This window comes from Kribbella sp. CA-293567, from assembly GCF_027627575.1.
In the GTDB taxonomy this organism is placed as follows: Bacteria; Actinomycetota; Actinomycetes; order Propionibacteriales; family Kribbellaceae; genus Kribbella.
Map to the genome: position 1 here is coordinate 1,829,790 of NZ_CP114065.1, position 21,207 is coordinate 1,850,996.

General features: G+C 68.3%; 21 protein-coding genes. 15 read left to right on the top strand and 6 right to left on the bottom strand.

Annotated elements, in window-relative coordinates; all coding sequences use genetic code 11:
• Positions 1-103 precede the first annotated feature (103 nt).
• Together OX958_RS08855 and OX958_RS08860 are read left to right on the top strand one after the other, a co-directional pair.
• Complete coding sequence (locus OX958_RS08855) at positions 104-2,167, top strand: M4 family metallopeptidase (RefSeq protein WP_270136726.1); 2,064 nt, start codon at positions 104-106, stop codon at positions 2,165-2,167.
• A gap of 112 nt (positions 2,168-2,279) precedes the next feature.
• The gene (locus OX958_RS08860) at positions 2,280-3,707 is read left to right on the top strand and encodes a M28 family metallopeptidase (protein ID WP_270136727.1); all 1,428 of its coding nucleotides are present in this window, start codon (positions 2,280-2,282) and stop codon (positions 3,705-3,707) included.
• Between the two features lie 14 nt (positions 3,708-3,721).
• Here the strand turns inward: OX958_RS08860 and OX958_RS08865 are convergent, their stop codons facing one another.
• Positions 3,722-4,228, bottom strand: a complete 507-nt coding sequence (locus OX958_RS08865) for a hypothetical protein (protein WP_270136728.1) — start codon at positions 4,226-4,228, stop codon at positions 3,722-3,724.
• 44 nt (positions 4,229-4,272) lie between these two features.
• Between OX958_RS08865 and OX958_RS08870 the strand changes: the two genes are divergently transcribed.
• Positions 4,273-4,743 carry a nitroreductase/quinone reductase family protein gene (locus OX958_RS08870; RefSeq protein WP_270136729.1) on the top strand — a complete coding sequence of 157 codons (471 nt, stop codon included), beginning with the start codon at positions 4,273-4,275 and terminating at the stop codon, positions 4,741-4,743.
• Here the strand turns inward: OX958_RS08870 and OX958_RS08875 are convergent.
• Positions 4,736-5,920, bottom strand: a complete 1,185-nt coding sequence (locus OX958_RS08875) for a phosphotransferase (RefSeq protein WP_270136730.1) — start codon at positions 5,918-5,920, stop codon at positions 4,736-4,738. The two genes, OX958_RS08870 and OX958_RS08875, sit on opposite strands and share 8 nt — an antisense overlap.
• A 74-nt stretch (positions 5,921-5,994) precedes the next feature.
• Positions 5,995-6,723, bottom strand: a complete 729-nt coding sequence (gene trhA, locus OX958_RS08880; RefSeq protein ID WP_270136731.1) for a PAQR family membrane homeostasis protein TrhA — start codon at positions 6,721-6,723, stop codon at positions 5,995-5,997.
• Positions 6,724-6,942: 219 nt separating this feature from the next.
• Here trhA and OX958_RS08885 point away from each other — a divergent pair, with 219 nt between their 5' ends.
• The 4 genes from OX958_RS08885 (at position 6,943) to OX958_RS08900 (ending at position 12,037) form a co-directional block, all read left to right on the top strand.
• Positions 6,943-7,722, top strand: a complete 780-nt coding sequence (locus OX958_RS08885) for an isoprenyl transferase (RefSeq protein WP_270136732.1) — start codon at positions 6,943-6,945, stop codon at positions 7,720-7,722.
• A gap of 1,471 nt (positions 7,723-9,193) precedes the next feature.
• Positions 9,194-10,531: a PhoH family protein gene (locus OX958_RS08890; protein ID WP_270136733.1), complete on the top strand. Its 1,338-nt coding sequence runs from the start codon at positions 9,194-9,196 to the stop codon at positions 10,529-10,531.
• Between the two features lie 159 nt (positions 10,532-10,690).
• Positions 10,691-11,389, top strand: coding sequence for a hypothetical protein (locus OX958_RS08895; RefSeq protein ID WP_270136734.1), 699 nt, complete (start codon positions 10,691-10,693; stop codon positions 11,387-11,389).
• A 102-nt stretch (positions 11,390-11,491) separates the two neighbouring features.
• A complete protein-coding gene (locus OX958_RS08900; protein ID WP_270136735.1) occupies positions 11,492-12,037 on the top strand; it encodes a spermidine synthase in 546 nt (181 codons plus the stop codon).
• On the opposite strand, the gene OX958_RS08905 is transcribed toward OX958_RS08900, so the two are convergent.
• On the bottom strand, positions 12,022-12,432 hold the full coding sequence (locus OX958_RS08905) for a DUF3224 domain-containing protein (RefSeq protein ID WP_270136736.1): 411 nt from the start codon (positions 12,430-12,432) through the stop codon (positions 12,022-12,024). The two genes, OX958_RS08900 and OX958_RS08905, sit on opposite strands and share 16 nt — an antisense overlap.
• A gap of 79 nt (positions 12,433-12,511) precedes the next feature.
• Here OX958_RS08905 and OX958_RS08910 point away from each other — a divergent pair, with 79 nt between their 5' ends.
• The 4 genes from OX958_RS08910 to OX958_RS08925 all read left to right on the top strand — a co-directional run bounded on the left by OX958_RS08910 (position 12,512) and on the right by OX958_RS08925 (position 16,564).
• The gene (locus OX958_RS08910) at positions 12,512-13,915 is read left to right on the top strand and encodes a class II fumarate hydratase (RefSeq protein WP_270136737.1); all 1,404 of its coding nucleotides are present in this window, start codon (positions 12,512-12,514) and stop codon (positions 13,913-13,915) included.
• A complete protein-coding gene (locus OX958_RS08915; protein WP_270136738.1) occupies positions 13,912-14,601 on the top strand; it encodes a DUF402 domain-containing protein in 690 nt (229 codons plus the stop codon). Before OX958_RS08910 ends, OX958_RS08915 begins: the two co-directional genes overlap by 4 nt.
• A 588-nt stretch (positions 14,602-15,189) precedes the next feature.
• Entirely contained in the window at positions 15,190-15,669 is a 480-nt protein-coding gene (locus OX958_RS08920) for a hypothetical protein (protein ID WP_270136739.1), read from the top strand.
• Positions 15,656-16,564 carry a helix-turn-helix transcriptional regulator gene (locus OX958_RS08925; protein ID WP_270136740.1) on the top strand — a complete coding sequence of 303 codons (909 nt, stop codon included), beginning with the start codon at positions 15,656-15,658 and terminating at the stop codon, positions 16,562-16,564. Before OX958_RS08920 ends, OX958_RS08925 begins: the two co-directional genes overlap by 14 nt.
• A 52-nt stretch (positions 16,565-16,616) precedes the next feature.
• On the opposite strand, the gene OX958_RS08930 is transcribed toward OX958_RS08925, so the two are convergent.
• Positions 16,617-16,829 (bottom strand): hypothetical protein, encoded by a 213-nt coding sequence (locus OX958_RS08930; protein WP_270136741.1) that lies wholly within the window; start codon positions 16,827-16,829, stop codon positions 16,617-16,619.
• A 7-nt stretch (positions 16,830-16,836) separates the two neighbouring features.
• On the bottom strand, positions 16,837-18,507 hold the full coding sequence (locus tag OX958_RS08935; protein WP_270136742.1) for a fumarate hydratase: 1,671 nt from the start codon (positions 18,505-18,507) through the stop codon (positions 16,837-16,839).
• Between the two features lie 247 nt (positions 18,508-18,754).
• Here OX958_RS08935 and OX958_RS08940 point away from each other — a divergent pair, with 247 nt between their 5' ends.
• From OX958_RS08940 to OX958_RS08955, 4 genes are all read left to right on the top strand, one after another.
• Entirely contained in the window at positions 18,755-19,468 is a 714-nt protein-coding gene (locus OX958_RS08940; RefSeq protein WP_270136743.1) for a DUF1707 SHOCT-like domain-containing protein, read from the top strand.
• Positions 19,469-19,549: 81 nt separating this feature from the next.
• The gene (locus OX958_RS08945; RefSeq protein ID WP_270136744.1) at positions 19,550-19,903 is read left to right on the top strand and encodes a type II toxin-antitoxin system RelE/ParE family toxin; all 354 of its coding nucleotides are present in this window, start codon (positions 19,550-19,552) and stop codon (positions 19,901-19,903) included.
• A 1-nt stretch (position 19,904) separates the two neighbouring features.
• A complete protein-coding gene (locus tag OX958_RS08950; protein WP_270136745.1) occupies positions 19,905-20,204 on the top strand; it encodes a helix-turn-helix domain-containing protein in 300 nt (99 codons plus the stop codon).
• A 171-nt stretch (positions 20,205-20,375) separates the two neighbouring features.
• Complete coding sequence (locus tag OX958_RS08955) at positions 20,376-21,182, top strand: hypothetical protein (RefSeq protein ID WP_270136746.1); 807 nt, start codon at positions 20,376-20,378, stop codon at positions 21,180-21,182.
• Positions 21,183-21,207: the final 25 nt, after the last annotated feature.

A 21,207-nucleotide genomic window follows, 5' to 3' on the forward strand; every position in this document is an offset into this window, starting at 1 on the left:
GGGTCACAAGTGACAGTGACACTTCTGGGCCAGAACATCCGGCGTCCCCAATTGAATTGGTCGCTGCGCCCAAACAGCGACCACACCGTGAGGAGATGTTGTCTTGAAACGACTGACATCAGCAGGGGCGGTGGTCATCGTCGCAGCTGCGGGGCTGGCAATGTCGCCCGCAGGAGCCACTGACCGTACGGCTCCGCTCCAGGCCACCGGCTTCAACCAGCCGGCCGCCGTTCAGGCCGAACAGGCGCTGACCGCGCAGACGGCCGCAGCTCTCGGTCTGGCCGGCGGTGAGGTGCTCAAGGTCCGCGACGTCGTCAAGGACGCGGACGGCACCGAGCACGTGCGGTACGACCGCACCTTCAACGGCCTGAAGGTGGTGGGTGGTGACCTGATCGTCGAGCGCAAGGACGGCGCGACGAAGGGCGTCATCTACAACCGTGGCGCCAAGGCCGTCGGGGTCGCCTCGACCAAGCCGACGCTGTCCCAGGCCGCCGCCCTGGCCAAGGGCTCGAAGGCCGCCGATTTCAAGGCAACGAGCAACAAGGGGACGCTGGTCGTCTTCGCCGCCACCGGCAAGCCGGTGCTGGCCTACGAGGTCGTCACGACCGGCGTCAAGGCCGACCAGACGCCGTCGGTGCTGCACTCGTTCATCGACGCCAAGACCGGCGTCGTCCTCGCCCAGGACGACGAGATCAAGACCGGCAACGGCAACTCGATGTACTCCGGCTCCGTCGGTATCGGTACCTCCGGCACCACCGGCAGCTTCAAGATGACCGACCCGAGCCGCGGTGGCAACAACACCACCGACCTGAACGGCGCGACCTCCGGTACCGGCACGGTCTTCTCCGACCCCGACGACACCTGGGGCAGCGGCACCACCGCGAACCGCCAGACCGCCGGCGTGGACGCGCACTACGGTGCGCAGCTGACCTGGGACTACTACAAGAACGTTCACGGCCGCAACGGCATCTTCAACAACGGCCAGGGTGCGCGGTCCCGCGTGCACTACGGCAACGCGTACGTGAACGCGTTCTGGGACGGCACCCAGATGACGTACGGCGACGGCTCGGGCAACCAGCGGCCGCTGACGTCGATCGACGTGGCCGGTCACGAGATGAGCCACGGTGTCACCGAGGCGACCGCGAACCTGAACTACTTCGGCGACGCGGGCGGCCTGAACGAGTCCACCTCGGACATCTTCGGGACCGCGGTGGAGTTCTCGGCGAACAACTCGGCCGACCCGGGTGACTACCTGGTCGGCGAGAAGATCAACATCAACGGCAACAACACGCCGCTGCGCTACATGGACAAGCCGTCGAAGGACGGTTCCAGCCGCGACTGCTGGTCGACCAGCGTCGGCGGGCTCGACCCGCACTACTCCTCCGGCCCGCTGAACCACTGGTTCTACCTGGCCTCCGAGGGCACCGGCAGCAAGGTCATCGGTGGCGTCACGCACAGCAGCACCTCCTGTGACGGCACCACCATCACCCCGGTCGGCCGCGACGTGGCCGCCAAGGTCTGGTACCAGACCCTGGCCACCAAGCTCACCTCCGGCAGCACCTACAAGGACGCCCGTGAAGGCGCCATCACCGTTGCCAAGACGCTGTACGGCGCCAACTCGGCCCAGTGCCTCGGCATCCAGGCCGCGTTCAACGGCATCACCGTCCCGGCCGGTGCCGCCTCCTGTGGCACCGTCGTCCCGCCGACCGGTTCGGAGCGGCTGAAGAACATCGGCTTCGAGTCCGGTGCGGTCAACTGGACCGGTACCACCGGTGTCGTCACCAGCAGCGCCACCAAGCCGGCTCGTAGCGGTTCCTGGAAGGCCTGGCTCGGCGGCAAGGGTGTCACCGCCACTGCCAACGTCGGCCAGTCCGTCGCCATCCCGGCCGGTGCCTCGACCGCGCAGCTGTCCTTCTGGCTGCGGATCGACACCACCGAGACCACCGCCTCGACGGTGTACGACAGGCTCCAGGTGCAGATCGTGGACGGTTCCACCACGACCACCCTGGCGACGTACTCCAACCTCAACAAGAACACGACCTACACGCAGAAGACCTTCAACGTCGGCGCCTACGCCGGCAAGACGGTCACGGTCAGGTTCCTGGCGAACGAGGACAGCTCGCTGCAGACCAGCTTCGTCGTCGACGACACGTCGCTGATCGGCTAGTCACCGAACGGTTTGTCCCGCTGTGAACAGTCCGGGGCGTACGGCCCGCCCGGCCGTGCGCCCCGGCTGCTTTTCGTGAGCCCCTTCTTTTTGTGAGGCAAAGGGAGTCCCCATGCTCAAGTCCCCCCTGTACGGCGTACTCGGCACCGCCCTGGTCGCCACCGCCGTCCTCGTCCCCGGCGCCGGTGCCGGTGCCGGCACCGCCGTCGTCTCGCCCGACATCTCGGTCACCAACGCCAAGGCGCACCTGGACCAGTTCCAGTCGATCGCCACCGCCAACGGCGGCAACCGCGCCACCGGCCGGCCCGGCTACCTGGCGTCGGCCAACTGGGTGAAGTCCAAGCTCGACGCGGCCGGCTACACCACCGCCCTGCAGTCGTTCTCCACCTCCTCCGGCACGTCGTACAACGTGATCGCGGAGTGGCCGTACGGCGACGCGAACAACGTCGTGATGGCCGGCGCGCACCTGGACAGCGTCACTTCCGGCCCCGGCATCAACGACAACGGCACCGGCAGCGCGGGGGTCCTGGAGACCGCGCTCGCCTACGCCGCCAGCGGTCAGGTGGCCAAGAACCGGTTGCGCTTCGGCTTCTGGGGTGCCGAGGAGCTGGGTCTGCTCGGCTCGAAGTACTACGTCAACAGCCTGCCGTCGGCCGAGCGGGCCAAGGTCAAGCTCTACCTCAACTTCGACATGATCGGCTCGCCGAACCCGGGCTACTTCGTCTACAACGACAACCCGGCCGGCAACGGCGCGCGGGACGACCTGACCAGCTACTTCACCAGCAAGAGCATCCAGACCGAGTACGTCGACGTCCAGGGCCGTTCGGACCACGCGGCCTTCCGCTCGCTGGGGATCGCGACGGCCGGCACGTTCTCCGGCGCGGAGGGCACCAAGACCTCGGCACAGGCGACCAAGTGGGGTGGCACCGCCGGCGCGGCGTACGACCCCTGCTACCACCGCTCCTGCGACAACATCAACAACCTCAACCTGACCTCGCTGGACCGCCAGATCGACGCGATCGGCCACATGATCTGGAACTACGCGCAGAAGGACTACGGCAGCACCGAGCCGCCGACCGGCACCAACCTGCTGAAGAACCCCGGCTTCGAGTCGGGTGCGGTGAACTGGACCGGGACCTCGGGCGTGATCACCAACAGCAGCAGCAAGCCCGCGCGGACCGGCAGCTACAAGGCGTGGCTGCAGGGCAACGGCATCACGGGCACCGAGAACCTCGGCCAGTCCGTGGCTGTCCCGGCGGCGGCGACCGCTGCGGCCCTGTCGCTGTGGATCCGGATCGACTCCGCGGAGACCACCACGTCGACCGTCTACGACACCGTCAAGGTGCAGGTCATCGACGGCACGACGACGACCACGCTGGCGACGTACTCGAACCTGAACAAGTCGACGTCGTACGTGCAGAAGACGCTCAACCTGCTGCCCTACAAGGGGAAGACGGTCACCATCAGGTTCCTCGGCCAGGAGGACTCGTCCCTGCAGACGAGCTTCGTCATCGACGACGTGGCGGCGACCACCAGCTAGTCACGACCAGCTGGTCAGACCGGTTTGCAGAGGTTGCCGGGTTTGGTGGCTTCGGTGAGCAGCTTGCTCACCGAGGTCACCATCGGCTTCAGTTTCGGGTCCTCCAGCCGGGTCAGCCCACCGTTGGCCGAGACCGCGACGATCATGTCGTCGGGGTGCCGGACGGTCGGCTTGGTGACTCCCACGGAGACCCAGTCGACCTGCTTCGCCGCCTCGGTGAGCGAGCCGAGGAAACCGGTCTCCAACTTGCAGCGGCTGGCCTTGCCGCCTCTCGAGGTGACGCTCGCGACGCCGTCGGTGCCGACCACGATCCGGTCGTCGAAGCCCGCGAAACCGCCCGTCCTGCTGACGGTCAGCGGCAGCCCGGAGCCACCGGGCGTAGGCGACGAAAGGCTGACGACCGGAGTCGACGGACCGGGAACGGACGGCGTACTGCCCGCGCCAGGATCGGATTCGTCACCGCACCCGGTCACGACCAGGCCGGCGGTGGCTACCAGTACTGCGAACCGGATGCTCTTCATACCCACCTGCATACCCGCCTTCGGGGTGACGGCAGACTTCGTGCATGGGCTGGTACACGAATGTCATCCGCTCGTTAGGGCATCGGCCCTGGTTCGCCGCTGCTGGTCGCGCTCTGGTGCCGGTCGATCGCTGGCTGCAACAACGGACCGGTGGCAGGGTGAACATCCTCGGCCGATCCGCCTTGCCCACTTTGCTTCTGACCACCCGGGGCCGCAAGTCCGGGCTGCCCCGGACCGTGCCGCTGATCTACGCGCCCGACGGCGACAACTACGTCGTCACCGCCTCGAACTGGGGTCAGCAGAAGCACCCCGCCTGGTCCGGCAATCTGCTGGCGTCCAGTGAGGCCACGGTCGCTCTGCCCGGTGGACGCGAGCTCCAGGTCCGCGCCGAGCTGGCCGAAGGAGCTGAGCGGGAGCGGGTCTGGCCTCTCGTCACCAAGGTCTGGCCCGCCTACGACACGTACGTCGTCCGCAGCGGCCGGGAGATCCGCGTCTTCGTTCTCACCCCTAGCTGACCTTCGATACCAGATCGACCAGCGCACGAGTGAGCCGCACCCGCTGCTCGAACAGCTCGAGACCACACTCGGTGGTCTTGCCGAGCGCTTCGAGCGGCAGGGCGGTGAAGGCCGCCCGTGCCAGCAGCGAACCGAGGTAGCCGTAGAGCACCTCGTCCTCGGTCACTGTCATTCCCTCAGCGGCGACTCCGTCCCGGAACGCCGCGAGGATGACCGTGTGGATGGCAGGCAGTTCCTCCGGCGCCAGTTCGCCGGCATGCGCCAGGCCGACCAGCAGTTGGCCGAGGTCGAAGCCGATCGCCTGCGGGCAGTCGAACCCCCAGTCGATCACCACGAACTCGTCCGGTTCGTCCTTCGCCACCAGCAGGTTCTGCGGGCTCGCGTCCCCGTGCTGATAAGTCTGCGGAAGAGCCTCCAGCCGATCCAGTACTGCGGGCAGCCGGTTCGCCAGCACGAGCAGCTCGTCCCGGAGCCCGTGGTCGCCGGTCGAGCGGACCGCCTCGGCCAGCAGCGGGTGCAGCCAGGTCTGGTCGTCGGCCAGCATCGGAATCGCGCGCTGCAGAACCCGGCCGGTGGCGTAGTACCTCAGTCCGATCCCAGGGACGCGGACGCCGGGCCGGTCGAGGAACGGCTCCACCAGGTGCAACTGACGACGGGCGGACAGCCGGCCGAGCAGGTGCGCGGCGTGCTCGAAGCGGGCGAGCGGCCAGCACCCGGGCAACTGGTCGACGTCTTCCATCCACAGCGTCGCGCGGTCGTCGTCGTACTCGGTGAGCTGGTGAAGTCTCGGCAGCCTCAGGCCGTCCGGCAGCAGCGTCGCGATGGTGCTTCGGTGGACGGCGACCTCGAGTCGCCAGGGGAGGTTGTCGATGAAGTGGTTCCGGAACGGCTCCGGGATCAGGTGGATCAGTGGCCAGTGCCGGGCGGACTGGAGCTTCTTGACGAAGACGGACCACTCGACGGTCTCGCCGGACGGGCGCTCGGCCGTGCCCAGTACCCGCAGCAGGGCTTCGGTGCTCGGCGTACCGATCTCGTAGTCGAAGACCTCGACCCGGGCTGCGGTCGGCACGGTGTCAGGCCGGCCGGTGACCTCGCCGACGAGACGGGTGAGTGCGCGTTCGTCAGGTGCGTCGCGGCCGAGCTCGGCCAGTCCGGCACTGACGGTGGTGCTGTGCATGATGGCCCCCCGGCGATCGGTTTCTGCCGATGATGCCGGGAACTCTTCAGCTGGTCTTCAGATCGGGCCCGAGGTCACGCCGCGTTGTAGGTGGCGATACTGACCGCGATGTAGTGGCAGATGAAGGCGGCCACCGTGCAGGCGTGGAAGATCTCGTGGAAGCCGAACCAGCGAGGTGACGGATCCGGCCGCTTGGTGCCGTAGACGACCGCGCCGATCGAGTAGAGCCCGCCGCCGATCGCGAGCAGCGTGACCACGGCCGCGCCGCCCAGGCGGTAGAAGTCACCCATCCAGAAGATCGCCACCCAGCCGAGGGCCAGGTAGATCGGGGTGTAGAGCCAGCGCGGGGCGCCCACCCAGAAGATCCGGAACAGGATGCCGATCAGGGCGCCGCCCCAGGCCAGGCTGAGCAGCAGGATCCGGTCGTTGCCGCGCAGCAGCACCACCCCCAGAGGGGTGTAGGTGCCGGCGATCAGCAGGAAGATGTTGCTGTGGTCGAGCCGGCGCAGGATCGCTTCACCGGTCGCACCCCAGTAGAAGCGGTGGTAGAGCCCGGAGATGCCGAACAGCAGCATCGAGCCGAGGGTGTAGACGGCCGCGGCCCAGCGGGCGCTGGTGGTCGGCGCGAGACAGATCAGCACGATGCCGGCCGCGGTCGCGAGCGGGAAGGTGCCGGTGTGCAGCCAGCCGCGGAGCTTCGGTTTCAGCGGTGCGAGCCGGTCGGTCAGGTGATGACCGTGCTCGTGCTCCGGCTCGGGAGAGGACCCTCCGGTCGGGGTGCTGGTCCCGGATTCGGCCGTCATCGCCGTCCTCTCGTACGCGTAGCGATCACGGACGCAACCGTAATCCACGGAGGCGTGGGTTCACGTGCGATCGGGAGGAAATGTAGGCGAGATCACCAGCGGGAACAGTCTCCCCGGAGGGTCCGACGCATGAACCGGAGGAAAAGTTCGATCACTCTACGGGACCCGGAAACTCCGCTAGCCTCAGAAGCCGGAGAGCTTCGAGGAGAGCACCTGCTGATGCGGACACCTGGCAAGGCAAAGCTGCGCGACGTGGTCTACGGACTGTACGAACGCCGGCTGGCGCGCACCCTGTCGCCGGACCGGATGCCGCGCCACGTCGGCGTGATCATCGACGGCAACCGCCGCTGGGCCCGGGCCGCCGGCGATCCGGTCTCCCGGGGCCACGAGGCCGGCGCCACCAAGATCACCGAGTTCCTGCACTGGTGCGACGAGGTCGGCGTCAAGGTGGTCACCGTCTGGATGCTCTCCACCGACAACCTGACCCGTCCCGCCGACGAGCTGGAGCCGTTGCTGCGGATCATCGAGTCGACGGTCGAGGAGCTGACCGGGACCGGCCGGTGGCGGATCCACCCGGTCGGGGCGCTCGACCTGTTGCCCGGTGCCACTGCCGAGGTGCTGAAGGGCGCCGAGACCGCCACCCAGAACGTGCAGGGCATGATCGTCAACGTCGCCGTCGGGTACGGCGGCCGCCGCGAGCTGGCCGACGCCGTCCGGTCGCTGCTGCTCGAAGAGGCCGCGAAGGGCATCTCGATCGAGGAACTGGCCGAGCGGGTCGACGTGGAGCACATCGCCGAGCACCTCTACACCAAGGGCCAGCCGGATCCCGACCTGGTGATCAGGACGTCGGGGGAGCAGCGGCTGGGCGGGTTCCTGCTGTGGCAGAGCGCGCTGAGCGAGTTCTACTTCTGCGAGGCGCTCTGGCCGGACTTCCGCCACGTCGACTTTCTGCGGGCGATCCGGAGCTACGCCCAGCGGGAGCGCCGCTTCGGGACCTGAGCTCCGGGAGTCCTGCCGCGACCGGGGCGCCTCGGCCGCAGCGGCGGCACGTCGTACGGCGCCTGAGGTGGTAGGCGTAGGTGGCAGCGGCCAGTGCCGCGCCCCAGACAACCCAGAGGGTGCCGGGCAGAGCCAGGCCCCATTCGGAGCCGGCGTTGTCACCGGGCAGCCGGAGGTTCATCAGACCGGCCGGGATCAGGACCACGGCCACGATCGAGGCCGGGACGATCGCCAGCCGGGGTGGTACCGGCCGACCGGCTTTGAGCCAGATCCAGCGCGGATAGACCTCGCCCCAGCGGTGCACCAGCCCGTGCGTGAGGATGCTGCCGCCAATGCCCAGTAGGGCCAGCGCGAGGCCCATCTCCAGCATGCCGGGCGTGTCGGTCATCATCTGGTGGAACTCGTCGGTGATGCCCAGGGGCCAGCCGAAGTACCAGGCGAGCCGGGTGAACTCGTAGGGGACGTTGGCAACGACAGCGATCAGCACTGCGCGACGCCCCCACCGCAGCGCTCCTTCGGGTGTCTGCCAGGCCCTGAGCGGGCTGTCGTCGCGTCCGCAGCCCGTGCAGGCCTGACGGGACCTCCGGTGATGTCTGACGGCCGTAGCGGCCCACAGGAGACCGCCCAGGAAGACGAGCAGGATGTTGACGCGATGCCAGTACAGGATGTCGCCGATGCCGTCCTGGGCGCCGGGGACGCCGGTGAAGGCGAAGACGAGGAGCGCGGGGGAGAACGCCAGCACGGCCAGTGGGGTGTAGTCGGGAATGACCAGTGCCAGCAGGACGGCCAGCAGTACGGCGTACGCGTGGAGTAGGCGGTTGAGCCCGGTACTGCGTGTCCTCGGTTCCCGCAGTGTCATCACCAGTGCGACCACCGCTCCCAGCAGGCCGACCACGGCCATTGCTGGGCCGACCACGCTGACCGGCGCTCCTTCGAGGATCGAAGCGGTCGCACGGTCGTCGTCCACCCGAGCGAACGGGTAGCCGGCGCCCCCTGCCGTCCAGTAGATCCCCAGCACGCCGTAGGTCAGCGACCAGAGAGACGTGGCGTAACCGAGCGTGTTTTTCACCATGCCGACAGCGTGCGACGAGGGGCCGGCGTACCGGCTCCCTCGGCGGGGTGAGCGGCGTCGTCCGTTGGAGGGAAACGCGTAACAAGCCGTTAACCCCGTGGCCGGGCGTGTCGGGCTGCGGCGTTTGCAGGACGGACCTACAGTCCTTAGTGACGGTCGGAGGGGAAGCCGGTCGTCCGGGAGGCCCGATCAGATGAGACTTCATTGCTCGCCGGTAGCCCCATGAGGCGCCGAACGGAGTGCCCGAGACCCACGGTCTCATCCTCACTGATTTCCGGTTCCGTGCGTGCTGCGGGACGGAGGGGGTCTGCACCAGACCTCCGGGTCCGGACCCGGTCCAACACCTAACCACTGGTGGGCCGGGCGTGGTGCACGCTGCGGTCCGAGAGGACGTGCGACATGGCTGCCACCCACGCCAAGGCGTCAACCCCCTCATCCACGCCGGACCAGCGCACTTTCGTGCTGGACACCTCGGTCCTGCTGTCGGATCCGCACGCGATGGTGCGCTTCGACGAGCACGAGGTCGTCATCCCGGTGGTCGTAGTCACCGAACTGGAGGCAAAACGGCATCACCCCGAGCTCGGCTACTTCGCTCGCACCGCGTTGCGCTTGATGGACGAACTCCGGGTCAAGCACGGCCGGCTGGACGCACCCCTGCCAGTGGGGGAGAAGGGTGGAACACTCCGGGTCGAGCTCAATCACACCGATCCCGAGGGGTTGCCGGCCGGTTTCCGGCTCGGCGACAACGACAGCCGGATCCTCGCGGTGGCCTGCAACTTCCAGGCCGAGGGCCGCAACGTCACGCTGGTCTCCAAGGACCTGCCGATGCGGGTCAAGGCCTCGGCCTGCGGCCTGGACGCCGAGGAGTACCGCGCCGAGCTGGCGCTGGAGTCGTCCGGCTGGACCGGGATGGGCGAGCTGGAGGTACCGACCAGCGACGTCGACAGCCTGTACGAGGACGGCGTGCTGGACATCCCCGAGGGCCGGGAGTTCCCCACCCACACCGGGCTGGTGCTGCTGTCCGAGCGCGGCAGCGCGCTCGGCCGGGTGATGCCGGACAAGCGGATCAGGCTGGTCCGCGGCGACCGGGAGGCGTTCGGGCTGCGGGGCCGGTCGGCCGAGCAGCGCGTCGCGCTGGATCTGCTGCTGGACCCCGACGTCGGGATCATCTCGCTCGGTGGCCGCGCCGGCACCGGCAAGTCGGCGCTCGCGCTGTGCGCCGGGCTGGAAGCGGTGATGGAGCGCCGGCAGCACAAGAAGGTCGTCGTCTTCCGGCCGCTGTTCGCGGTCGGCGGTCAGGAGCTCGGCTACCTGCCCGGTTCGGAGTCGGAGAAGATGGCGCCCTGGGCGCAGGCCGTGCACGACACGCTCGGCGCGGTGACCAGCAGCGACGTGATCGACGAGGTGATGGACCGCGGCATGCTCGAGGTGATGCCGCTGACCCACATCCGCGGCCGGTCGCTGCACGACGCGTTCGTGATCGTCGACGAGGCCCAGTCGCTGGAGCGCAACGTGCTGCTGACGGTGCTGTCCCGGATCGGCGCGAACTCGCGGGTGGTGCTCACCCACGACGTCGCGCAGCGCGACAACCTGCGGGTCGGCCGGCACGACGGCGTCGTCGCGGTGGTCGAGAAGCTGAAGGGTCACCCACTTTTCGCGCACGTCACGCTGACCCGTTCGGAGCGGTCGCCGATCGCGGCCCTGGTCACCGAGATGCTGGAGGACGTCCAGTTGTAGGGACGTCTGTAAAACAGAAGTAAGACTTTCGCGGTAACAGGTGCGGCCACCCGTCGGGTGGCCGCACCGTTCGTTGGGGCGTTGTTGTGATCACGCTCCGATTAGGCCAGAGTATGAACCTGTTGCAGCCGACGGGGGTCGGGTAACTCGGAAGGACAGATGAAAGCGAAGCGCTCGGTCGCGATTCTCGCAGTCTGTGGGATCGCCGTCGTCTCTGTTGTCGCAGGTCTCGACCTCTTCAGCTCCCCCGGGAGCAACGCCGCGTCCGATCCGGTCTCCGGGCGCGCCGAGATGGCCGTGCTGAACAGCGAGCGGGCGCAGGCGGCCAAGTCGCCGACGCCGAAGCCGAAGAGCGCCGCCGAGCAGGCCCAGGAAGTCATCCAGCTCCGCAACCAGATCGAGGCCGTGGACGCCGCGCGCCGGGCCGCCCAGGACGCCTCCGACCTGCGGCAGAAGGCGAAGAACACCGCGATGGCCCGCTACAAGGCGTTGCAGAAGACCGATCGGAGCTCCCGCGAGGAGCGCGCCACCCGCGACGCGGAGCGCAAGAAGCTCGAAGGCACGCCGAAGGAGATCGCCCGGAACCTGCTCGGCGACCACGGCTGGGGAGCCAGCCAGTTCAGCTGCCTGGAGAGCCTGTGGAACAAGGAGTCGCGCTGGAAGGTCACCGCCGACAACCCGACCTCCAGCGCGTACGGCATCCCGCAGGCGCTGCCCGGCAACCGGATGGCGGCGTACGGCAAGGACTGGCGGACCAACCCGGTCACCCAGATCAAGTGGGGCCTGGACTACATCGAGAACCGGCACGGCTCGCCGTGCGGCGCCTGGTCGCACTCCAAGGCCAAGGGCTGGTACTGACCGCTGAGCGAGCTGGCGCGGGCGGTCAGCGAGCGGGGTGAACTCCTGCTGCGACGCCGGGAGGACGGAGCCGTCGAGCTGCGGGTCAACGGCGTGTTCGTGATGGACGACGTGGAGACGTCGAGCGAGGAGCTGCTCGCGTCGGCGGCCTTGTCCTCGGTACTGCGTCCGCGGAGGGTGCTGGTGGGCGGGCTGGGGCTCGGCTACACCGTCCGCGCACTGCTCGCCGATGAGCGGGTGGAATCGGTGCTGGTGGCGGAGATCGAGCCGGCGGTGGTGCAGTGGATGCGGGACGGGCTGGTGCCGTCGGTGCTTGAGGACGAGCGGGTGCGGGTCGCGGTGGGGGACGTGCGCGACGTCGTACTGGGTGCGGCTGTGGGGTCGCTGGACGCGCTGTTGCTGGATGTCGACAACGGTCCGGATTTCCTTGTCTACAACGAGAATTCAGCGCTCTACGAAGCGAGCTTTCTGGCCGAGTGCCGGCAGCGGCTGGCGCCGGGCGGAGTACTGAGCGTGTGGTCCTCGTCGGCGTCCGGTGCGTTGGAGGACGCCGTACGGGCTGTTTTCGGCGAGTGCGTGGTGCGGCCCGTCCCGGTGCGGCTGCAGGGACGGGCCGAGACCTACTACGTCTATCAGGGCAGCTCGTAGTCCACCGTCAGGCGCGGGCCCTGGTCGTCGTGCTCGTAGACGACCGTGCCGGTCAGACCGGTGAGGTCACCGTCGGCCGCGACGATCTTGCCCGGTGACGAGGTCTGGTCGGCGCTCGCGCCGTGCACGATGACGAAGGTGCCGTCACGGCCCGCCAGGGTGCCGGTGAAGCGCTCGACCGCCGTGTACGCCGCGGGGCCCTGCGCGGTGCCCACCATCAGCAGCTCGGCGGTGCTGGTGCCCTCGAGGCCCTCGACCTGGTCGAGGTCGGCGCCCTCGAGCTTGGAGCCGGTGAAGGTCTTGCCGACGACGGCCCGGCCCAGGGTGAGCTCACCGGACTCGTCGTAGGTCGACTGGTCCCATTTGGTGATCTCGAATGCCTGCGTGAAGCGCATGGATGCTCCCTCGTGTGTCGTTGTCCACAACGGTTCTATCAGTCCGGGCCGACGCCGCGGATCGACGTACTCTGCAGGTATGGGAGACAACGTGGAATTCAGGATCGAGCACGACACGATGGGCGAGGTGAAGGTGCCGCGGGACGCGTTGTGGCGGGCCCAGACCCAGCGCGCGGTGGAGAACTTCCCGATCTCCGGCCAACCGCTGGCGCCGGCCCTTGTGCACGCGCTCGCGCAGATCAAGGCCTCGGCCGCGGTGGTGAACGCCGAGCTCGGGGTGGTGGACCGGAAGCTTGCCGACGGCATCGTCGCGGCCGCCGACCGGGTCAGCGCCGGGGAATTCGACGCCGAGTTCCCGATCGACGTCTTCCAGACCGGCTCCGGTACCTCGACCAACATGAACGTCAACGAGGTGCTCGCCACCCTCGCGACCCGGGCGCTGGACGCCGAGGTGCACCCGAACGACCACGTCAACGCGAGCCAGTCCAGTAACGACACCTTCCCGTCGGCGATCCATGTCGCCGCGACGGCCGGCGTCGTCCAGGACCTGCTGCCCGCGCTGGAGCACCTGGTGCGGTCCTTGTCCGCCAAGGGTGCCGAGTTCGCGACGGTGGTGAAGTCCGGGCGCACGCACCTGATGGACGCGACGCCGGTGACGCTCGGCCAGGAGTTCGACGGGTATGCCGCGCAGATCAGCCGGGGCGCCGACCGGGTCCGCGCGACCCTGCCGCGGGTGACCGAGCTGCCGCTCGGTGGGACCGCGGTGGGCACCGGGATCAACACGCCGGCCGGGTTCGCCGGCAAGGTGATCACGGAGCTCAACCGGCGGACCGGGCTGGAGCTGAGCGAGGCGGCCGATCACTTCGAGGCGCAGGGTGCTCGCGACGCGCTGGTGGAGCTGTCGGGGCAACTGAAGACGATCGCCGTCAGCCTGACCAAGATCTGCAACGACCTGCGCTGGATGGGGTCCGGGCCGCGCGCCGGCCTCGGCGAGATCGCGCTGCCGGACCTGCAACCGGGCTCCAGCATCATGCCGGGCAAGGTGAACCCGGTGATCTGCGAGGCGACCCTGATGGTGGCCGCGCAGGTGATCGGCAACGACACCACCATCACGGTGGCCGGGGCCGGCGGCAACTTCGAGCTGAACGTGATGCTCCCGGTGATCGCGCGCAACCTGCTGGAGTCCATCCAGCTGCTCGGCAACGCGTCGGTGCTGCTCGCCGACCGCTGTGTCGACGGCATCACGGCGAACGTCGAGCACGCCCGCGCGCTGGCCGAGTCGTCCCCGTCGATCGTCACCCCGCTGAACAAGTACCTCGGCTACGAGAACGCGGCCGCGGTGGCCAAGAGCGCGCTCAAGCAGGGCAAGTCGATCCGCGAGGTCGTGATCGAGAACGGTCATGTCAGCAACGGCGACCTGACCGAGGCGCAGCTCGACGCCGCCCTCGACCTGCTCTCGATGACCCGCCCGGCGGACTCGTGACGGCAGAGGCGTCGCCCGGCCTCGACCTGTACTGGGAGCCCGGGACGACGATCGAGTGGATCTACCAGGGCTCGGGACAGTTCAGCGACTATCCCCAGGTGCGGCCGATGACGGTGATCCGCGACGACGCGGACGGCCTGGTCGCCTGGCTCGCCCCCGGCACGCCACTGATCAAACCGGTCCTCGTCGACGGCCGCGAACTGCGGCACGCGGGCCCCGAGGGCATGTTCACCGACGAGCGGGTGCTCAAGCTCGACATCTGGCACGGCACCGGCATCCTGAAGGCGTCCCCGGCCGGCAAACCCTGGTCGGTGTGGCACTTCTGGGCGGCCGACGAGACCTTCCTCGGGTGGTACGTGAACCTCGAAGCCGAGCACGACCGCGACCTGGCCGCCCGCCGTACCACCTCACTCGACTACGTCCTCGACCTCTGGATCCACCCGGACCGCCGGATCGAGTGGAAGGACGAAGACGAACTGGAAGGCGCCGTCGCCACCGGCCGCTTCACCCAGGCCGAGGCGGACCGCATCATCGCCGACGCCCACACCGCAGTACGCGACGTCGAGTCCTGGACCACCCCCTTCGCCGACAACTGGAAGGACTGGCGCCCAGCCCCCGACCTCCGCCTCCCCGAAGCCCCCACCGGCTACGCGGTAGCCCACATAGCCGAAGAACTCCTGGGCTGACTCCCGCGGTCGTGATGACGCCGCAGTCATCCGGCTGGAGACGATGCCGGGTCCCTCCGCGCCAAGCAGAGGGACCCGGGACTGCCGAGTGCGCCCGGTCCAACGGACGGTGCTCGGTGTGCCGGCGCGAGGGCCGGGTCCCCATCATCGGACTTCTTGATACCGACGCCAAGAGGCAAGCCTCGGCTTTCGCTTCGCAGGTTGCCCGAACAGGCCGCTGACCTGGGGAAACGTCGGCTGGTACCAGATTCGGCGGGTACCAACGAACAAGGCCGTGGGCGGGTACCAACCTTGCGTACCACTGTCGCACTGGTACTACTTGGGTCACAGTCGTGCAGCAGGTGGCGAAACAGTGGCGTCAAGGCACCAGGAGCCTTATCTTTCAAGAAGATGAGGGATGCCGCTGGGGGCTCGCGATCCCGACTCCGACCACAGATGCGCACGTCAGGACAGTTGAACAGCATCGTCTAGCGACGCCAAGGCGCTAGGTCTCGGAACTGCTGGCCACCCCTCCCCAAGCCCGGTCCACCTGGATCCCCGCGATCAGCGGGGATTCCCTCCCTCGCCATGAGGAAGGGGACGGTGTCGATGACACCCATCCGTAAGACTCCGCGCCGCCGGCCCCGCCGGCAATCGGCCCTCCCGGCCCACGTGCTCGCCTTCCGCGGGTTCATCTTTCTCGCCGTCAGCGGGCTGGCGGTCACCCTTGTGCTGCTTCTGCAGGGACAGACCCCCGCAGTCATCGGCGGCCTGGTGATCGCTGTCGCTACCGCGGGGGCAGCTGCGGCTACAAAGCTGACCAGCAGTCGCGGCGAGCGGCCCGAGCCCGGCTCTCCCAGGCAGGTGTCGGATTCATGGGCGCAGATGACGCCGACGATCCCGGTCGCGCCTGGCCCGATGACCGCCTGGTTGATCGCCGTACTGGACAGGATTGCCCGGATCGCCATGCTGGCAGCCGTCCTTGTCAGAGCCGGCGTGTCCGAAGGAACGACGACTCTCCCGCCTGCCGCTCAGCCCACAGCTCTGCCTCCGCCGCGTGACCCGGAGAACGACGATGCCGCGGCATGAGGGCGTCCTCGATCCCGCGGGCGGACCGGTGGTCGAGTTCGCCATCGAGCTGCGCCGGTTGCGAACTCGGAGCGGTCGCACCTATCGGCAGCTCGCCGTCCAGGCGAACTACTCGCATGTGCATCTTCAGCGTGCGGCCAAAGGAGAGAAGCTTCCTGGCTGGCCGTTGGCGGAGGCGTTCGCTCGGGCATGTGGTGCGTCGACTGTCGAGATCGCAGCACTGAAGGCGCACTGGAACGGGGTACGCCGAGGCATGAGTCGTCCGCAGCGCTCACCGTGGTCGGTCACGGTCGTCGACCCCGTGGAGCCACCGTCGGAGGACCCGGCCGACGCGACGACCTCACGGCGAGTCGATCTCGAGCGGCACCTCGGACCGATCGGCTCCAGCGTCGAACGGCTCGCGATCGAGAGTGGCTCGTTGCGCAACATCAGGTCCAGAGCAGCCCTGGGGACTGCGCTGCGGCGGCTGGCCGAACGTGAGGGGCTGACCGGAATTCGCAGTATGGCGGCGTTCGTCGAGCTGAACAGCGCGATGCTCGACGACTGGTTCAACGGTCGCGCGACGCCCGAGGAACAGAACCTCGAGCGGTTTCTCGCTGCTCTCGGCTGCAGCGTCCGGGAGCGGCGCGAGTTCTCGATCGCCCTCCAGCGGATCTGGGATCACGACGTCGCGTGGTACCTGGCGTTGCGTGGTACCGATCGGGCGGTCGTGGCAGCGATCCGGCCCGGGCGAACGATCGGTCAGATCGCGCGGCAGGCAGGCGTGTCCGAGCGGGTCGTCCAGGATCGAGTAGCTGTCCTCAATCACCTGTTCGACACTCGCAGTCTCGCCGGGCTGGCTCTCCATCTCGAAAGGCTCTGGGACTACAGCAGCCCCGGAGAACGGGTCGACTGAACCGACGGCCGATCGCACGCCTGGTGAGTTCGTGAAGGTCAGTTCGCGAAGGTCAGTGCTCGAAGGTGAGGCCGTGGTCGGTGAGGGCGGCTTCGAGGAGCTGGACGGCTTTGGGGCCGACGCCGTGGATGGCGAGCAGGTCGCGGCGGGAGTGGGTGGCGATCTGTTCGAGGGTGGTGATCCCGGCCAGCAGCAGGGCGCTGTTGGCCGGGCGGCCGAGGGGTGGCAGGTCGCCGATCTGGGCCGGGGCGTCCCGGGTGCTCATCGGCGCCTCAGCTGCGGGGGCGGGTGGTGAGGGGGACCGGCTTGCGGGTGTCGGTGAAGAAGTCGTTGCCCTTGTCGTCGACGACCACGAAGGCGGGGAAGTCCTCGACCTCGATCTTCCAGACCGCCTCCATCCCCAGTTCGGCGTACTCGATCACGTCGACGGACTTGATGCAGTCCTGCGCCAGGCGGGCGGCGGGGCCGCCGATCGAGCCGAGGTAGAAGCCACCGTGCTCCTTGCAGGCGGCCGTGACCTTGGCCGAGCGGTTGCCCTTGGCAAGCATCACGAAGGAGCCGCCGGCCGCCTGGAACTGGTCGACGTAGGCGTCCATCCGGCCGGCCGTGGTCGGGCCGAACGAACCTGAGGCGTAGCCCTCGGGGGTCTTCGCGGGGCCGGCGTAGTACACGGCGTGGTCCTTCAGGTACTGCGGCATCGGCTCGCCCGCGTCGAGGCGCTCCTTGATCTTGGCGTGCGCGATGTCACGGGCCACCACCAGCGGGCCGTTCAGTGACAGCCGCGTCTTGACCGGCAGCTTCGACAACTCCGTGCGGATCTCGGCCATCGGCCGGTTCAGGTCGATCCGGACGACATCGGTGTCGTCCGGCAACTGCTCGTCGGTGGTGTCCGGCAGGAACCGCGCCGGGTCACGCTCGAGCTGCTCCAGGAACACGCCCTCCGGCGTGATCTTCGCCAGCGCCTGGCGGTCGGCGGAGCAGGAGACCGCGATCGCGACCGGGCAGGACGCGCCGTGCCGCGGCAGCCGGATCACCCGCACGTCGTGGCAGAAGTACTTGCCGCCGAACTGCGCGCCGATACCGAAGTCCTGGGTCAGCTGGAAGACCTTCTGCTCCAGCTCCAGGTCGCGGAACCCGTTGCCCAGCGGCGATCCCGTCGTCGGCAACGCGTCCAGATAGTGCGCCGACGCGTACTTCGCCGTCTTCAGCGCGTACTCCGCGGAGGTGCCGCCGACCACGATCGCCAGGTGGTACGGCGGGCAGGCCGCCGTACCGAGCGAGCGGATCTTCTCGTCCAGGAACTTCATCATCCCGTCCGGGTTGAGCACCGCCTTGGTCTCCTGGAACAGGAACGACTTGTTCGCCGAGCCGCCGCCCTTGGCCATGAAGAGGAACTTGTACGCCGGATCCGCCGCGGCCGAGCCCGGCGTCGAGTAGAGCTCGATCTGGGCCGGCAGGTTGGAGCCGGTGTTCTTCTCGTCCCACATCGTCAGCGGCGCCATCTGCGAGTAGCGCAGGTTGAGCTTGGTGTAGGCGTCGTACACGCCCCGGCTGATCCACTCCTCGTCGACGGCGCCGGTGAGCACGCCCTCGGACTTCTTGCCCATCACGATCGCCGTACCGGTGTCCTGGCACATCGGCAGCACGCCACCGGCCGAGATGTTCGCGTTCTTCAGCAGGTCGAGCGCGACGAACCGGTCGTTCCCCGATGCCTCCGGGTCGTCGATGATCCGCCGCAGCTGGCTGAGGTGCGCCGTCCGGAGGTAGTGCGAGATGTCGTGCATCGCCTCGGCGGTGAGCTGCTGCAGCACCTCGGGCTCCACCTGCAGGAAGGTGCGCCCACCCGCGGTGAACGTGCTCACTCCCTCGGTGGTGAGGAGCCGGTACTCCGTGTCGTCGGCTCCGAGCGGGAGCAGTTCGGAGTAGTTGAAGTCGGCGGACACCGGCGTACCTCCAGGCAAGTGGTCTCAGAACCCCACCAGCCTAGTTCCGTCGCTCCCACGCCGCCTGCCCGGGTACGCGGCGTACCGAGCGACAGGCAGTAGTGCCCCTTTTCCGGTCAGCCGGCGCGGCGCTGAGCGTGAGCGGTGCCGAGGCGCGGCACTACTGCCTGTCGCTCGGTACAACCTCAGGGGCAGGCCGGGGTTGTTCCTTATCGGCGATGGCCGGGCAGCGGCGTAGAGTTTTCCTGTGGCCGAAGACGAGGTTTACCCGCCGAACCGCCCGCAGGACGCGCCTCGGCCGGAGCAGACGCCGCAGGCGGCGCCGACCGGTGACGAGCTGGCGCTGCGCAGACGGGTGTCGGACTTCGAGCGCGAACAGGTCGCCGACGTGCTGCGGGAAGCTGCGGCCGAAGGCAGGCTGAGTTACACCGAGCTGGAGGACCGGCTCGAGACCCTGTACTCCGCCAAGACCTACGGCGAGCTGGTCGAGATCGCCTCCGACCTCCCCAACGGCCCCACCGCGCCCACTGCGTCCGCCGTCGCGCACCACCCGCAGCCGCAGCCCGGCATGACCGTGCACGCGCCGGTCATCAACGTCTTCCTGTCCGACCAGAAGCGCACCGGCGGCTGGCTCGCGGCCCAACGCCAGGAGGTCAACGCGGTCCTCGGCGACGTGACGCTGGACTACACCGAGGCGCAGGTCCCGTACGACGAGATCTACATCGACGTGAAGTCCATCCTCGCCGACGTCAAGATCCGCGTCCCGCAGAACGCGATCGTCCACCTGGACAGCAACCCGATCCTCGGCTCGGTCTCCGAGCAGGCAGCCGGCATCGGCGGCCCCGCCGGCCAGCAGTCCACCGGGCCGGTCAAGGTCTTCCACATCCGCGGCACCGCCATCCTCGGCGACATCAAGATCAAACGAGGCCCCCGCCTCAGCAAACGCCTCGGCCTCACCTGACCGCCAAGGGCGCGCGCCCTGTCCTATCAACAGGTCCAGTTCGATTACGCACGGTGATCGGATCGCTATAGCATCCTTGCTATGACCTGGGGTACCGTTGAACTTGAAGCCGAGGTACGGGCGTGGCTCGAGGAACTTCCTACCGAACATTTCGCGAGATCCGCCTTCTACATCGACCTTCTCGCCGAGCGCGGGCCTCTGCTCGGCGAGCCATACACGAAACAACTCGACGGCAAACTCCGCGAGCTGCGGTTCTGGCTCGAGCAGGATGCGATGCGGATCAGTTACTGGATCGCCACTGATCGGCGGATCGTTCTGCTGACGGTCTTCCGCAAGACGAGGATGCGAGAGACGCGCGAGGTCGAGAGAGCGCGCAGGGTCTTTCGGCGGTGTGTCGAGGAGTCGCACGAAGTGTCTACGGCCGAGGAGGCTTGAGGTGTCGGATCGACAGGGTTGGGACGGGCTCCGGCGGGAGCGGATGGATGAGCCCGGAGCCGACCAGGCGTACGACGCGGCTCGGCGTGCCTTCGAATTGGGTGCTGCCGTGCGGCAGATGCGCGAAGAACGCGGCTGGACCCAGACGCGGTTGGCGCAGTCCGCAGGGATGACGCAGTCGGCGCTGGCGAGGTTCGAAGCCGGAGGAACCATCCCCACGCTGGCGTTGCTCGAGCGGATCGCCCAAGCGCTCGACACTCACCTGGTGGTCAAGTTCGACCAGCACCACTCAGCCGCATAAGCCCTCAACGGGTGACCTCAGCCCGCCGAGCTCCACGAAGGTGGACGGCGGGAGCGCCGGAGTCGACTGAACGTAAGCCGTTGCGTGATTGAGGCGCGCTATCTGGGTGAGCAGCCAGCTGGACGTCGGGTGCAGGGCCAGGGACCAACACCACTCGGGGGAGACTTCGGTATGGCGCGTGTCCGGTTGATCCTCAGCTGGGTGTTCGTGCGGGGCCCGGCCACCGTCTACGAGTCGGCCGAGTCGCGGTCGTCGGTGGCGAGCTGGATCATCCTCGGCGGGATGGCGTTGAGCGCCGCACTCGGGGCAGCAGGGGGCTCGGCGTTCGCTCTGGCAACTGGGCGGAGTACCGCTGACACCGCGTGGATCGGCGCCGGGATCGGTGTGGGCGTCGTGACGGCCTGGCTGGTGATGTTGATCGTAGTGATCGGTGTGCTTTGGGTCCGTGGCATCAGCCCGGCTGCCGCTGCTGCGGGTGATGTGAGCCCGGAAGGTAAGCACACAGCCGAGTTCGCGAGCGGCTGGCGGCGGACGGGGGAGCCGCTGGTGCCCGGCTCGCTGATCGCGTTCCTGGCGTGCATGATCGTGTGCTTCGGTGCGCTGGCCGCGCAGTCCTGGTACACAGCCCGTGCCTGGGACGAGCCGTCAGCCGTGACCGAAGGAAAGGTGGTCGGGTTCATCGACCCGCACTGGCTCTCGAAGGGCTCCGGCAGCGTCGTGGTCCAGTACGTCGTGGGCGGAACGGAGTACGAGTTCAAGACCGGCGCCGATCTCGGTGAGCGTCTCCTCAAGGTGCAGGCGACACTGCCGGTCGAGTACGCCGTCGAGCGGCCGGAGAAGGCGCGAGCGGTGTGGGCGGTCGAAGCGGCCCGGGACGACCTCGGCTCGCTGTCGATCATCACCGGGCTGTTTGCCGTCCTAGAGGCTCTTGCTGTCGTCGGCTACCTGGTCGGCAAGTGGCGGGTCAGCCGGCGATAGAGCCGGTCTGTGCGGGACTCGCGAG